Source organism: Mycolicibacterium diernhoferi, from assembly GCF_019456655.1.
GTDB classification, from domain to species: domain Bacteria; phylum Actinomycetota; class Actinomycetes; order Mycobacteriales; family Mycobacteriaceae; genus Mycobacterium; species Mycobacterium diernhoferi.
Genome location: NZ_CP080332.1, coordinates 1759386 through 1773215, shown reverse-complemented (window position 1 = coordinate 1773215; position 13830 = coordinate 1759386). Strand labels below are relative to the sequence as shown.

The 13830-nt window shown below is 67.2% G+C and carries 12 protein-coding genes; 9 read left to right on the top strand and 3 right to left on the bottom strand.

What is annotated here, in order from left to right; translation table 11 throughout:
- Window position 1: 1 nt before the first annotated feature.
- A complete protein-coding gene (locus tag K0O62_RS08460) occupies window positions 2-985 on the bottom strand; it encodes an ABC transporter substrate-binding protein (RefSeq protein WP_073857835.1) in 984 nt (327 codons plus the stop codon).
- A 286-nt stretch (window positions 986-1271) separates the two neighbouring features.
- Here K0O62_RS08460 and chvE point away from each other — a divergent pair, with 286 nt between their 5' ends.
- From chvE to K0O62_RS08425, 7 genes are read left to right on the top strand one after another with little or no spacing between them, the layout of a single operon-like run.
- The gene (gene chvE, locus K0O62_RS08455; protein WP_073857833.1) at window positions 1272-2369 is read left to right on the top strand and encodes a multiple monosaccharide ABC transporter substrate-binding protein; all 1098 of its coding nucleotides are present in this window, start codon (window positions 1272-1274) and stop codon (window positions 2367-2369) included.
- A 29-nt stretch (window positions 2370-2398) separates the two neighbouring features.
- The gene (gene mmsA, locus K0O62_RS08450; protein ID WP_073857912.1) at window positions 2399-3910 is read left to right on the top strand and encodes a multiple monosaccharide ABC transporter ATP-binding protein; all 1512 of its coding nucleotides are present in this window, start codon (window positions 2399-2401) and stop codon (window positions 3908-3910) included.
- The gene (mmsB, locus tag K0O62_RS08445) at window positions 3907-5136 is read left to right on the top strand and encodes a multiple monosaccharide ABC transporter permease (protein WP_073857831.1); all 1230 of its coding nucleotides are present in this window, start codon (window positions 3907-3909) and stop codon (window positions 5134-5136) included. The genes mmsA and mmsB overlap by 4 nt, the downstream gene beginning before the upstream one ends.
- Before the next feature lie 4 nt (window positions 5137-5140).
- Complete coding sequence (locus K0O62_RS08440; RefSeq protein WP_073857829.1) at window positions 5141-5392, top strand: hypothetical protein; 252 nt, start codon at window positions 5141-5143, stop codon at window positions 5390-5392.
- A complete protein-coding gene (gene galT / locus K0O62_RS08435; RefSeq protein ID WP_073857827.1) occupies window positions 5389-6471 on the top strand; it encodes a galactose-1-phosphate uridylyltransferase in 1083 nt (360 codons plus the stop codon). Before K0O62_RS08440 ends, galT begins: the two co-directional genes overlap by 4 nt.
- Window positions 6472-6473: 2 nt before the next feature.
- Window positions 6474-7568 carry a galactokinase gene (locus tag K0O62_RS08430; RefSeq protein WP_073857825.1) on the top strand — a complete coding sequence of 365 codons (1095 nt, stop codon included), beginning with the start codon at window positions 6474-6476 and terminating at the stop codon, window positions 7566-7568.
- Window positions 7561-8514 carry an aldose 1-epimerase family protein gene (locus K0O62_RS08425; protein ID WP_234800187.1) on the top strand — a complete coding sequence of 318 codons (954 nt, stop codon included), beginning with the start codon at window positions 7561-7563 and terminating at the stop codon, window positions 8512-8514. The genes K0O62_RS08430 and K0O62_RS08425 overlap by 8 nt, the downstream gene beginning before the upstream one ends.
- Before the next feature lie 8 nt (window positions 8515-8522).
- Here K0O62_RS08425 and K0O62_RS08420 read toward each other — a convergent pair whose 3' ends face one another.
- Window positions 8523-9212 (bottom strand): TetR/AcrR family transcriptional regulator, encoded by a 690-nt coding sequence (locus K0O62_RS08420; protein WP_073857823.1) that lies wholly within the window; start codon window positions 9210-9212, stop codon window positions 8523-8525.
- Between the two features lie 79 nt (window positions 9213-9291).
- Here K0O62_RS08420 and K0O62_RS08415 point away from each other — a divergent pair, with 79 nt between their 5' ends.
- A complete protein-coding gene (locus K0O62_RS08415) occupies window positions 9292-10659 on the top strand; it encodes an NAD(P)/FAD-dependent oxidoreductase (RefSeq protein WP_073857821.1) in 1368 nt (455 codons plus the stop codon).
- A 160-nt stretch (window positions 10660-10819) separates the two neighbouring features.
- A complete protein-coding gene (locus K0O62_RS08410) occupies window positions 10820-12205 on the top strand; it encodes an oxygenase MpaB family protein (RefSeq protein ID WP_073857819.1) in 1386 nt (461 codons plus the stop codon).
- 66 nt (window positions 12206-12271) lie between these two features.
- Here K0O62_RS08410 and putP read toward each other — a convergent pair whose 3' ends face one another.
- Window positions 12272-13822: a sodium/proline symporter PutP gene (putP, locus tag K0O62_RS08405; protein ID WP_073857818.1), complete on the bottom strand. Its 1551-nt coding sequence runs from the start codon at window positions 13820-13822 to the stop codon at window positions 12272-12274.
- Window positions 13823-13830 lie beyond the last annotated feature (8 nt).

The following is a 13830-nucleotide window of genomic DNA, read 5'->3' as shown; positions in this document are numbered from 1 at the left end:
ATCAGTACGCGCGGTCCGGCAGCACGGCCGCGGCCTGCTGCTGATCGAAGGCCTCGTCCGGGGTGACGACGCGCGCCGGCACCGGCTCCCCCGCCACGACCTGCTCGGCGAGTTCCATGAGTTGCGGCCCGAGCAGCGGGTTGCACTCCACGATGAAGTTGAACTTGCCGTCGGCCAGTGCCTGCATCCCGTCGCGGGTGGCGTCGATGGTGACGATCTTGATGTCCTGTCCGGGCTTGCGGCCCGCAGCTTCGATGGCCTCCATCGCGCCGAGCCCCATATCGTCGTTCTGCGCGAACACCAGGTCGATCTTCGGGTTCGCCTTCAGGAACGCCTCCATCACCTGCTTACCGCCGGAACGTGTGAAATCGCCGCTCTGCGAGGCGATCACCCTCAGATCGGGATCGGCGGAAATGGCCTCGGCGAAGCCGGAATTGCGATCGATGGCGGGATCGGCACCGGTCGTTCCCTCCAGCGTGACGATGTTGACCGGTCCGGGCGTCGACGCGTACTCCCCGACCACCCAGTCACCGGCACGGCGGCCCTCGTCGACGAAATCGGCACCGAGGAAGGTCTTGTAGACGTCGGGTTCGTCGGTGTCGACGGCGCGGTCGGTGAGGATGACCGGGATGCCGGCATTCTTGGCCTCCAGCAGAACCGCATCCCAACCGGTGCGCACCACCGGGCTGAACGCGATGACGTCGACCCGTTGCTGCACGAAGGAGCGGATGGCCGAGATCTGATTTTCCTGCTCGCCGTTGGCGTCGGAGAACTTGAGGTCGACGCCGGCGTTCCCGGCCGCATCCTGGATGGACTTCGTGTTCGCGGTGCGCCAGCCGCTCTCGGCACCGACCTGGGAGAAGCCCATGGTGATCTGCCCCGGATCGGCGTCGGACCCCGCGCCACTGCCCGCGGCCGGACCGCTGCCACAGCCGGCCAGCAGTGTCGCCGCGGCAGCGGCCGTGACCATGGTGCGAAGCTTCATCTTTGCTCCTCGATAGTGGCTGTCTGCCCAGATCAGGCCGTGCTCCGGCGGATATGGGGGCGGTTTCTGCAGAGCCGCGTCGGATGTGACCGGCGTTACACAGTCCGAATGTTAACGCTCACATCTGGCGGATGTCAATCATTTCCGAGCGCTCACCGAGACGGTCCGCGGGTCTTGACAAAGCCGTGAGCACCGTCACACACTTTCTTATGTTAGCGCTCACATCCCGTGGTCCGGCCCCGCTCCGACCGCGTTTTCGGGGCGGAAGACAATCCGGAGGAATTTGATGCGTAAGAGCTTGGGTCGGATGGTCGGTGCACTGGCCGTGGTGACGGCATTGACCAGCGCCGGCTGCGGCCGCCCGGACACGACGGACGCGACCGGCGGTGGCGAACGGACCGGCACGGTGGGTATCGCCATGCCCACGAAATCGTCCGAGCGCTGGGTCGCCGACGGCGACAACATCGCCGCGCAGTTCCAGAATCTCGGGTACCAAACCGACCTGCAGTACGGCGATGACGTCGTGCAGAACCAGGTGTCCCAGATCGAGAACATGATCACCAAGGGGGTGAAGGCGCTGGTCATCGCTCCGATCGACAGCTCGTCGCTGACCGACATCCTGCAGCGCGCCGCCGATGCGGACATCCCGGTGGTCAGTTACGACCGACTGATCCGCGGTACCGAGAATGTCGACTACTACGCGACATTCGACAACTTCAAGGTCGGGGTCCTGCAGGCGGACTACATCGTGGACAAGCTCGGTGTCGCAGATGGCAAGGGCCCCTTCAACATCGAACTGTTCGCCGGCTCCCCCGACGACAACAACGCGACATTCTTCTTCAACGGCGCACTGAGTGTGCTGCAGCCCTACCTCGACAGCGGCAAGCTCGTCGTCAGGAGCGGTCAGACCTCGTTCGGCCAGTCGGCGACGCTGCGCTGGGACGGTGGGCTGGCCCAGTCGCGGATGGACAACCTGCTGAGCAGGGCCTACACCAGCGAACGGGTCGACGCCGTGCTCTCCCCCTACGACGGCATGTCCCTGGGCATCATCTCGGCGCTGAAGAGCGCGGGCTACGGCACACCCACCAATCCGCTCCCGATCGTCACCGGCCAGGACGCCGAGCTGGCCTCGGTGAAGTCGATCATCGCCGGCGAGCAGACACAGACCGTGTTCAAGGACACCCGGGAACTGGCGAATGCCGCTGTGCAGATGGTCGATTCGCTGATGACCGGCGCGACACCGGAGGTCAACGACACCACCACCTACGACAACGGGGTGAAGGTGGTCCCGTCCTTCCTGCTCAATCCCGTCAGTGTGGACCGCGGCAACTATGAAACGGTGCTCGTCGGCTCCGGCTACTACACCCCGGCGCAGCTCGCGTGACAGGCGCGACGGCGGCGCCGCTGCTCGAAATGCGGGACATCACGAAGCGATTCGGCAATGTCACCGCGCTGCGGGACGTCAATCTCACTGTCCGGCACGGCGAGATCCACGCCATCTGCGGCGAGAACGGCGCCGGGAAATCGACTCTGATGAAGGTGCTCAGCGGGATCTACCCGCACGGCAGCTATCAGGGTGAGATCGTGTTCGACGGTCAGCCCGGCGAGTTCAAGGACATCCGCAGCAGCGAGCGCCACGGTATCGGGATCATCCATCAGGAACTTGCGCTGGTGCCCGTGCTGTCCATCGCCGAGAACATCTTCCTCGGTAACGAACACGCCGCCGGCGGAATCATCAACTGGCACGAAACGATGACCCACGCCCAGACGCTGCTCGACCGGGTGGGTCTGGGAGAGAACCCGCAGACCCGGATCTCCGATATCGGCGTCGGGAAGCAACAGCTCGTCGAGATCGCGAAAGCCCTGTCGAAGAAGGTGAAGTTACTCATCCTCGACGAGCCGACCGCGGCGCTCAACGACGAGGACAGCCGGCACCTGCTCGACCTCATCGTGGGTCTCGCGGCCCAGGGCCTGGCCTGCATCATCATCTCGCACAAACTCAATGAAGTGATGCGGGTGGCCGACCGCATCACCATCCTGCGCGACGGACAGACCATCGAGACCCGGCTCGTCGAGCCCGGACTCACCGAGGAACACATCATCCGCGGCATGGTCGGGCGCGATATGAGCGACCGGTTCCCCCCGCGCGGCACGCACCCGATCGGTGATGTCACCTTGGCGATCGAGGACTGGACCGTGTTCCATCCGCTGGATCAACAGCGCAAGGTCGTCGACCGCATATCGATCAACGTGCGCCGCGGCGAGGTGGTGGGCCTGGCCGGCCTGATGGGCGCCGGCCGCACGGAACTCGCCATGAGCGTCTTCGGCCGCAGCTACGGAAAGAAGGGCGCCGGGTCGGTCTTCAAGGATGGCATCGAGATTCACACCCGGACGGTCCCCGAGGCGATCGGCCACGGTATCGCCTATGCGACCGAGGACCGCAAGCACTACGGGCTCAATCTGATGGACGACATCGCGCGCAGCGTGACGCTCGCATCGCTGCCCAAGGTCAGCAGGGCGACCGTCATCAACGAGCACGAGGAGACCGTCGTCGCCGAGCGGTTCCGCAAGGACATGCACATCAAAGCCCCGTCGGTGCGGGCGACGACCGGGAATCTGTCCGGCGGCAACCAGCAGAAGGTCGTGCTCAGCAAGTGGATCTTCGCCGACCCCGATGTGCTCATTCTCGACGAGCCCACCCGCGGTATCGATGTCGGCGCCAAGTACGAGATCTACACGATCATCAATTCCCTTGCTTCCCAGGGTAAGTCCATCATCGTCATCTCGTCCGAACTGCCCGAGCTGATCGGCCTGTGTGACCGCATCTACACCCTCAACGAGGGGCGGCTCACCGGCGAGGTGGCCCGTGCCGATGCCTCACAGGAAACACTGATGCACCACATGATGAAGGGACCGAACACATGACCACCAGTTCCACGGTGGACGCGGCATCGAACACGCCTGCGCCGCCGCCGGAATCAGGGGCCACCCGACTGCTGACCGCGATCCGCGGCAACTTCCGCCAGTACGGCATGGTCGTCGCGCTGATCCTGATCGTCATCCTGTTCCAGATCTGGACCAGCGGCATCCTGCTGAAGCCTCTCAACGTCACCAATATCGTCCAGCAGAACGGGTACATCCTGATCCTGGCGATCGGGATGGTGATCGTCATCATCTCCGGGCACATCGATCTGTCGGTGGGCTCCATCGCCGGGTTCATCGGAGCCATGTCTGCGGTGTTGATGATCCGACAGGACATGCCCTGGCCCGTGGCGGTCTCGCTGTGTCTGCTGCTGGGCGCGCTGATCGGGGCCTGGCAGGGATTCTGGATCGCCTACGTCGGCATTCCGTCGTTCATCGTCACCCTGGCCGGCATGCTGGTGTTCCGCGGGGCCACCCAGTATCTGCTCGAAGGCCAGTCGATCGCGCCGTTCCCGCGCAGTTTCAGCCAGGTCAGCAGCGGGTTCCTGCCGGAGGTGGGAGGCAACGCCCTCTACCACTGGCCCACCCTGATTCTCGGCGCGCTGGTGATGCTCGCCGCGGTGTGCCAGCAGGTCCGCCAGCGAAACGCTCAGACCCGGTACGGCTTCGAGGTGTTGCCGCTGCAGTGGTTCATCTTCAAATGTGCGGCCACCGTCGCCGCATTGGCGGCCTTCACCCTGCTGCTGGCCAGCTACCGCGGCGTGCCGGTGGTCGGCATCATCCTTGCGGTGGCGTTCGTGGTCTACGCCTTCCTGATGCGCAGCAGCGTCTTCGGAAGGCAGGTGTACGCGGTCGGCGGCAACGTCGCCGCCGCCCGGTTGTCCGGGGTGAAGACCAAGCGCGTGACATTCCTGGTCTTCGTCAACATGGGTCTGCTGTCCGCCCTGGCCGGTCTGCTGTTCGCCGCGCGACTCAACTCGGCCACCCCGCAGGCGGGCATCGGGATGGAACTGGAGGCGATCGCGGCGGCCTTCATCGGCGGAGCCTCCGCCAACGGCGGCGTGGGCACCGTATTCGGCGCCATCATCGGTGGTTTCGTGCTGGGTGTCCTGAACAACGGCATGTCGCTGGTCGGCATCGGCAGCGATGTCCAGCAGGTGATCAAGGGGTTGGTGCTCCTGGCCGCGGTCGGCTTCGACGTCTACAACAAGAAGAAGAGCGGAGCGTAACGAAATGGACCGGTACGACCGCGAGATTCTCGATTACGTCCGCAGCTGGTCGCCGTACGGAGGTCCGCCCGCAGCCGAACTTCTCCAGGAGTTCGGGCTGACGCCGGGGCAACTCACCACGCGGGTCGAGCACATCATCGCCGCCGAGAAGCGCCGGCGCGAGCAGGAACTGGCCCGGCCCTGGCTGCGGGTGACACCGCCGCGGGCCAGGACCGCCGACGCGAAGCGCGTACGCGCCCGGACGATCGGAGCATGAGGATCGCACCGCTGCGCCGGCCGCTGGCCGACGGCCGCGAACTACTGTTCTTCTCCCTGCCCGGGCGCACCCCGGCACCGGTCCCCGACCGCCGCCCGTTGCCCACCCGAACCGCGGGCGCGACACAACTACGGCGGGACCCTCGTACCGGTGAGTGGGTGATCGTGGCGGCGCTGCGCCAGGACCGCACCTATCACCCCGCGCCCGACCGATGCCCGCTGTGCCCAGGGCCTTCCGGATTGACCAGCGAGGTTCCCGCGTCCGACTACGACGTCGTGGTGTTCGAGAACCGATTTCCCAGCCTGGTCGCCGACGGTGCCGATGGGCTGCCCGACGGGACGGATGGATTCCCGGCCGCCCCGGGGTACGGACGCTGCGAGGTCATCGCCTTCTCAAGCGACCACACCGGCAGCTTCGCCGGCCTCGATGAAGCCCATGCCGGGCTGGTGGTGCGCACGTGGCAGCACCGCACCGCAGAGTTGATGACGCGGCCGGGCATCGAACAGGTCTTCTGCTTCGAGAACCGCGGCGAGGAGATCGGCGTGACACTGACCCACCCGCATGGCCAGATCTACGGTTATCCGTATCTGACACCGCGCACCGCGGCGATGCTACGGCGCGCCACCGCCCACCGAGCCGACCACGGCACCAATCTTTTCGCCCGGATCCTGGCCGACGAAATCCGCGACGGCACAAGGGTCGTCACCGCCAACGACGCTTTCACCGCCTTCGTACCCTTCGCGGCACGGTGGCCGGTCGAGGTGCACATCTACCCCCACCGGTTCGTGCGCAACCTGACCGACCTCGACGACGCCGAGATCGACAGCTTCGCGCGGATCTATCGCGACGTGCTCGGTCGCTTCGACCGGTTGTACGACGCCCCCCTGCCCTACATGGCGGCGCTGCACCAGTACTCCGATGACGACGCACAACGTGAGGGGTACTTCCATGTCGAGTTGCTCTCGACACGACGCAGCGCCACCAAACTGAAGTACCTGGCGAGTTCGGAGTCGGTGATGGGAGCGTTCATCAACGACACCACACCCGAGGCCGTCGCCCAGCGACTCCGGGAACTCTGATCATGCCCTCAGCAGGACACGTCGTCATCTACAGTGCTCCGGGCCGGATCAACCTGATCGGCGAACACACCGACTACAACGCGGGTTTCGCCCTGCCCATCGCACTACCCGAACGAACGACGGTGGCCTATCGACCCGACGACAGCACCGCCCTGGTGGTACGCAGCGACCGGGAGGACGAACCCGTCCGGATTGCGCTGGACACCGTTCCCGGGGATGTCGACGGTTGGGCCGCCTACGTGGCCGGTGTGGTGTGGGCCCTGCGGGAGGCCGGTCACCGGGTACCCGGCGGCGCGATGGCAGTCAGCGGCGGCGTCGAGACCGGATCCGGGCTGGCATCGTCGGCGGCACTGGGGTGTGCGGTGCTCGGGGCGATCCTGTCGGCGACCGGGACGGAGCTGGATCGTGTCGGGCAGGCCCGTATCGCGCAGCGAGCCGAGAACACCTACGTCGGGGCGCCGACGGGCTTGCTGGATCAATTGGCGATTCTGTTCGCGCAGCGCCGACGCGCCCAACTGATCGACTTCCGTGACCTCACCGTCGACTCGGTGCCCTTCGACCCGGGGGCCGCCGGGGTGGCGCTACTGCTCATCGATTCCCGTGCGGCACACCGGCATGCCGGTGGCGAGTACGCGGACCGCCGTGCCTCCTGTGAACGCGCCGCGGCCGCGCTGGGCGTACCCTCCCTGCGCGATCTGCCGGGGCCGCAGGCCCTGACGGCCCTGACGAACAGCGTCGACGCCCGCCGCGCCAGACACGTCCTCAGCGAGAATCAGCGCGTGCTCGACGCCGCCGCGGCGCTGGGCGCGGCCGACTTCGCCGCAGTCGGGCAACTGCTGACGGCATCGCAGCAATCGATGCGCGACGACTTCCAGATCACCACAGATCACATCGACCTGATCGCCGAAACCGCCGTCCACGCAGGCGCGCTGGGGGCACGGATGACCGGCGGCGGCTTCGGTGGCTGTGTGATCGCACTGGTGCAGGCCTCCCGGGTGGGGGCCGTCGGCGACGCGGTGCGCGCGTCGATGCGCCGCTGCGGTCGCCGCGAACCCACCATCGCGGTGACCCATGCCGGGCGAGGTGCCGGTGACTGACCGCGTGGAGAGTCTGCTGGGATCGCAGTACGAGCTCGCCCTGCGGGCGGGCGCACGATCGGTGCACGCGGTCATCACCGAGGTGGGCGCCGCGATCCGGCAACTCTGCGTCGACGGCGTGGCGATCACCCACACCTTCGACGAGCACCATGTCCCGCCCTTCTTCTGCGGTGCGGTGCTGGTGCCGTGGCCGAATCGGGTTCGCGATGGCCGGTGGGTGCATGAGGGGTGCACCCACCAGCTGGAGGTCAACGATCGGTTGCGCGGCAACGCATTACACGGTCTGCTGTGCGATGTCCCGTACCGGGTGGTGGCACGGTCCGGATCGTCGATCACGCTCGGGGCGCAGGTGATGCCGCGGCCCGGCTATCCGTTCCATCTCGACACCGAGGTCTGCTACCGGCTGACGCCCGACGGCCTGGCGGTGACGCACACCGTGCGCAACATCGGGTCGACGCGTGCCCCGGTGGCCATCGGCGCACATCCGTTTCCGACCATCGGCGGTGTGCCGGGTGATTCCCTGCGGCTCACCGTGAATGCCCTGCAGCACATCGACACCGACCACCGCCTCATCCCGATCGGCCTGCGCACCGTGCCGGGTACCGATTGGGATCTGCGTGGTGGACGACTCGTCGCCGACCTGAACCTCGATGACACCTGGACCGACCTGTGCCCGACAGGCGGCGGGAGCGTGCACAGCCTGCGCGCCCCGGACGGCCGCACCGTCTCGCTCTGGGCCGACGCAGGTTTCGGCTTCGTCCACGTGTTCATCACCCGAGAATTCCCCCGTGCCGGAGAACTCGTGACCGCCGTGGCCCTGGAACCGATGACCGCTCCGGCCAACGCGCTCAACACCGGGGACGGTCTGCGCTGGCTCGCGCCGGCACAGGACACGGTTTCCTCGTGGGCGATCCGGTACGACGATGGCGCCGGCGTTCGGGGATGAACCTGCTCTCACCCGATCCGCGGTAGCGGGACCCGCTCCCCCACTTCACCGTTCGCGTCGCGCAGCGCCGATCCGGCGAGCCCCTCGCGCAGCAACCAGCGGGCCAGCTCCAGGGTCTCGGCGATCTCCTCATCGGAGATCCGCAGGCCGTCGGGCTGCAGGCCGAGTGCGATCACCCCGTTCCACGCGCCCCACAGGTAGCGGGTCAACCGACTCGAATCCACCGGGCGGGCCTCCCCCGCGGCGATGGCCTCGTCGATCTGGGCGGCGAACCGCTCCAACAGGACTCCCACCCGATCCCGGATGCGGGCCTCGACGTCCGCGTCCGCCGACAACGGCACCGAGCCCGGGCTGCGGTAGGCCAGGAACTGGAAGGCCCCCGGGTGGTCGAGATGAAAACGCAGGTAGGCATCGCCGCCGGCCAGCACCCGCTGCAGGGGGCTCAGCGCCGGGTCTTCGGCGCGGGCCATGTATTCGCCGAAGAGCTCCAGCGCCCGGTCCACCAGGTGCAGATACACCCCGCGCTTGCCGTCGAAGTGGGTGTAGATGGTGCCGACGGACACGTCGGCGTCCTCGGCGATGACTTCGATGCGGGCACCGTCGAAACCGTGCCGGCTGAAGACGACTTCGGCGGCGTCCAGGATCTGACCACGGGTCCGGGCCCGCCGACGGTCCGCGCGCGCGGCTTGGGTCGACATCGCGCCAGCATAGACGATAGAAGTCCGTTCATTTTTTGAATCGTCTTCTCAAACCGTTTCGATCTGCAACGATCCATCTATGACCGAAGAAACCGAAGTGATCATCGTGGGCAGTCGGTGCGCCGGATCGGCGGCCGCGATCGCCCTGGCGCGCCGCGGCCGCGCCGTCGTCGCGGTCGACAGCGCCGCGTTCCCGTCCGACACGTTGTCCACCCACCTGTTCTTCCCCCACCACTGGGCCGAGCTGGAGCGGTTGGGCGCCCGCGAGCGGGTACTCGACCTGGCCCCACCGCTGCACAGCCACGGCGGGTTGGGCTCCCCCGGGGTTGACGTGATCGGGCGCTACAGCCCGTATGAGGGCTTGGATCACGGGTCTTGCGTCCGCCGTCCCGGACTGGACCTCGCGCTGGTCCAAACGGCCCGCGAGGCCGGCGCGGACGTGCGGGAACACACCCGGGTGACCAGCCTGCTGCGCGATGGGGCCGGCCGGGTCAGCGGCGTTGCGCTGCGCAACCGACAGGGTGAGCAGACCAGCATCACCGCCAAACTTGTGATCGGTGCCGACGGTCGGCGCTCCACGGTTGCCCGCCTGGTCGAGGCCCGTGAGCACCACCGCTGCGAGAACCGGCGGATGATGGCGTACGCCTACTACCTCGACGCCCCGGACGCCCGCCGCAGCCTCGCCATGCAGTGGCGCGAGGGCGACGACCTGGTGACGGTATTCCCCTGTGACGGTGGACAAGTCGTCGCGCTGCTGATGCCGCCCGTCGGCCGCGCCGAGGAGTTCCGGGCCGACGCCGAGGCCGCCTTCGCCGCGGCCATCGACCGCGTGCCCGCGTTCGCCGAACGCCTCACCGGTTGCACCCGGCAGAGCCGGGTGTACACCTCGGTCTCCCACCCGTCCTACTTCCGGCATTCCCACGGCCCGGGCTGGGCACTGGCCGGGGACGCCGGGCACTTCAAGGACCCGGTGACCGCCCAGGGCATCCGGGATGCCCTGCGGTTCGGCCGGCTGCTCGGCGAGGCGGCCGCACCACATCTCGACGATCCCGCCGCACTCGACGCGGCACTGGCCGGCTGGGAAGCCGACCGTGACGCCCAGTGTCTGCCGATGTACCAGTGGGCCAACGGGTTAGGCCTGGCCGAGACCATCTCCCCGATCGAATACACCGCCTACCGCTGGTTCGCCGACGATCCGGCCCGGGCCACCGAGTTGCTCGACGTGTTCAGCCGGCGCCGCGAGCCGACCCGGGTGTTCACCCCGGCGCGCCTGTTGCACTGGGTGGCCACCGCCGCGCGTGACCCTCGGGTGCAGAACCGGGAACTGTGGCGGACGCTGCGCCGCGATCTCGGGCGCGAGGCCGCCCGGGCATACCAGGCCGCGATGTTCACCCGGCGGCGGGCCGCCTCCGCCCGAGACGTGCCGACGTGTGCCGGCACGAGTTAGCCTGCGCGGCAACCGCTACTCAACGCCGGTGCAGACGACCCACTATCAGCGCTCTGACCTGTGGGGACAGGTGTAACGCATGTGAACCGCCATTCACATCGGCAAAATTGTGGGATAGCCTCGCCGTAATGGCCACCGACTCCGGAGATCGGGTTACCGCATGACTCTGACTGGCGAGCGAGAAATCCTGCTCGAGGACGTCGATTTCAATCGACGGGATCATCCCGATCGACCGTGGCGGCCCATCCCGCCGGGCCGTGACCACTTCGCCGACCAGTGGCGGTACATGCGGAAGTTCATGTTCGGTGAGTGGATCGATGTCGACAAAGAGGTCGAACCCAACGACATCACCCGTCTGCGCGACGACTACTTCTGGCAGGCCGACGAGCACATCATCGGCGTGGTCGATGCGTTCGAGCGCCTCGGTCATGAGCAGGGCCGAGCGCTGTTCGAGCAGGCCCTGACCCAGGGCATCGACACGCTGACCGATCCCCCGCAGGAGTACGTCGACTTCTTCGAGCACCTGGACAACCTGCCGAGCCAGTTCGATCTGGTCGCGGCCGAACGGGGCCGGATGCTGGCGATGTCGAGCAGCCGGGCGGCCAGCACCATCATCCAGGCGTGGGCGTTCTACGAGACGGCGATGACCGGCGACATCTCCGCGGCCACCGGTGCCACCGGCCGTTTCGCGGACGACGGTCCGCGCCGCTTCATCGAGACGGCACGGGTGTTCGCGGAGTTCACCTTGCCCGACATCTTCGACCGGCGCTCCGTTGCGTTCCAGGATGTGGTGCGCGTGCGGTTGATGCACGGACTGGTCAGTCGCGGGTTGCGGCGCAAGTGGGGCGACGACCTTTACCTCAAGTTCGGCGAGCCGATCCCGGTGACGTCGCTGCTCGGCTTCGGCAGCGGGATGCTGCTCGGCCGCCTCGTCGACCACGCGTTCGGGCGCAAGCTGACCCGGCGGCAGCTCGAGGATCTCGCCGAGTACTCCTCGTACTCGGGGCGGCTGTGGGGTGCGCCCGAGCGCCTGCACTCCGCCGACGGCGTGGAGTTGATCAAATCGTTGAACTACGTCCTGGCCAGGGGCGGCAACCCGTCGCCCTGGCGGGCCGAACTCGTCGATGCCATCGCGGGTCCTGCCCACATCGCGACGTTGACCGACACGCTGCCCGGCTGGGCCAAGAAGGTGGTGGCCACCTACGCCAACCAGCTCATGGCCAGCCTGGTGCTCGCCCCGGCCGGAGTGGTGTTCGGCTACAAGCAGATCGAGGCCATGATCGCCGGCACGCTGTTCGAGCCGCTGGGCTACAACATCGAGCGCCGGGTGCGCGACTTCGAGCGGATCGCCCGGCTCAACGTCGGCCTCGTCCGGGTGGCCGATCTGCTGCCATGGTCCAACCCGATCAGCGAGCGCAAGAAGCGCAACGGCGACGCGACGCGGAAGCGGATCGCGATGCTGGACAAGATCGCCCGCGGTAAGCAGATCCCGGTGACCTACTCCCACCACGACCGTTCGACCTCGGGAGAGGGTTTCACCGGCTGAACCGGTCACCGAGTCCGCACGGAAATGCTTGAGCACCTGCGGGTCCCGGTCGTCGGTGCGCTTGGCCTACTGGTGGATCGTGGCGTTTCGGGCAGTGGCCACCGGCTCGCCGGTGTTCTGCGCCATCTCGGCCATCTCGGAGAACTCGCGCTGGATATCGTCGTCCTCACGCGCGGTCATGAGCGATACGGCCACGGCGAAGGCGAAGCATGCGATGAAGCCGGGCACGATCTCGTACATGGCGCTGGACAGCGCATCGGTCTGCCCCCAGATGCCCACCACCACGGCGCCGGCGATCATGCCGGCGATCGCCCCGGCGGAGGTGAGCTTGCGCCAGAACAGCGACAGCAGGATCAGCGGGCCGAAGGAGGCACCGAAGCCGGCCCACGCGAAACCGACCAGATCGAGGATCGTCCCATCCGGGTTGAGCGCCAACAGGACCGCCACCACGGCGACCGTCAGCACCCCCACCCTGCCGTAGGCGACCAGCCGCGTCTGGCTGGCCTCTTTGCCGAACGCCCGGTAGATGTCCTCGACCAGAGCCGACGAACACACGATCAGCTGCGAGGAGACCGTCGACATGATGGCCGCCAGCACTGCGGCCAGCACGATGCCGGCGACGAAGGGATGGAACATCACCTGCGCCAGCTGCAGGAACACGGTCTCGGGGTTGTCCAATGTGACGCCCTCGCGGTAGAAGTACGCCAGGCCCGCGAACCCCGTGGTGATCGCCCCAACCGAGGTGAGGATCATCCAGCTGATGCCGATTCGACGGCCCGCCTTGGCATCCGCCGAGGAGCGCATCGCCATGAAGCGGACGATGATGTGGGGCTGGCCGAAGTAGCCCAGCCCCCAGGCCGCCGCCGACACGATCGCGAGGAAGCTGCCGCCGAAGAACAGTGAGGTGCGCTGAACTTCGTCACCGGCGTTGGCGGCGTTGTGCGCAGCGTCGGCGGCCTGCACCAGATTGACCATCTCGCCCGGGCCGCCGGTGGCGATGATCGTGGCGACGGGGATCGTGACGAGCGCGGCGAACATCAACAGCGCCTGCGCGACGTCGGTGAGCGACGCGCCGAGGAATCCGCCGAACAGCGTGTAGCACAGGGTCACTCCGGCGACCAGCAGCATGCCGGCAAGATAGGACGACCCGAACGAGGACTCGAAGAACACGCCACCGGCGACCATGCCGGAGGACACGTAGAACGTGAAGAAGACCAGGATGATCGCGCCGGCGGCGATCCGCAGGACGTGCGACTTGTCCCGCAACCGGTTCTCGAAGAAGCTGGGCACGGTGATCGAGTTGTTGGCGATCTCGGTATACGCCCGCAGCCGCGGTGCGACGAACTTCCAGTTCAGCCAGGCGCCGATCACCAGGCCGATCACGATCCACGACTCGACCAGGCCGGAGGCGTAGATGGCGCCGGGGACACCGAGCAGCAGCCATCCGGACATGTCCGATGCGCCGGCCGACAGCGCGGCGACCGCCGGCGGCAGCTTGCGGCCGCCGAGCATGTAGTCGTCGAGGTCACTGGTTCGCCGGAAGGCGTAGAAGCCGATCGCGAGCATCAGGGCGAAATACAACCCGATCGCCACCATCTGAAACGCGGAGTCGGACATGAAATTTC

What these genes read in the sequence shown, in the direction of transcription:
- K0O62_RS08415 (WP_073857821.1), top strand. Translation starts at nt 9,292, where the DNA reads ATGACCGAAGAAACCGAAGTGATCATCGTGGGCAGTCGGTGCGCCGGA.
- K0O62_RS08410 (WP_073857819.1), top strand. Translation starts at nt 10,820, where the DNA reads ATGACTCTGACTGGCGAGCGAGAAATCCTGCTCGAGGACGTCGATTTC.
- K0O62_RS08440 (WP_073857829.1), top strand. Translation starts at nt 5,141, where the DNA reads ATGGACCGGTACGACCGCGAGATTCTCGATTACGTCCGCAGCTGGTCG.
- K0O62_RS08420 (WP_073857823.1), bottom strand. Translation starts at nt 9,212, where the DNA reads ATGTCGACCCAAGCCGCGCGCGCGGACCGTCGGCGGGCCCGGACCCGT.
- K0O62_RS08460 (WP_073857835.1), bottom strand. Translation starts at nt 985, where the DNA reads ATGAAGCTTCGCACCATGGTCACGGCCGCTGCCGCGGCGACACTGCTG.
- chvE (WP_073857833.1), top strand. Translation starts at nt 1,272, where the DNA reads ATGCGTAAGAGCTTGGGTCGGATGGTCGGTGCACTGGCCGTGGTGACG.
- galT (WP_073857827.1), top strand. Translation starts at nt 5,389, where the DNA reads ATGAGGATCGCACCGCTGCGCCGGCCGCTGGCCGACGGCCGCGAACTA.
- mmsA (WP_073857912.1), top strand. Translation starts at nt 2,399, where the DNA reads ATGCGGGACATCACGAAGCGATTCGGCAATGTCACCGCGCTGCGGGAC.
- mmsB (WP_073857831.1), top strand. Translation starts at nt 3,907, where the DNA reads ATGACCACCAGTTCCACGGTGGACGCGGCATCGAACACGCCTGCGCCG.
- K0O62_RS08430 (WP_073857825.1), top strand. Translation starts at nt 6,474, where the DNA reads ATGCCCTCAGCAGGACACGTCGTCATCTACAGTGCTCCGGGCCGGATC.
- putP (WP_073857818.1), bottom strand. Translation starts at nt 13,822, where the DNA reads ATGTCCGACTCCGCGTTTCAGATGGTGGCGATCGGGTTGTATTTCGCC.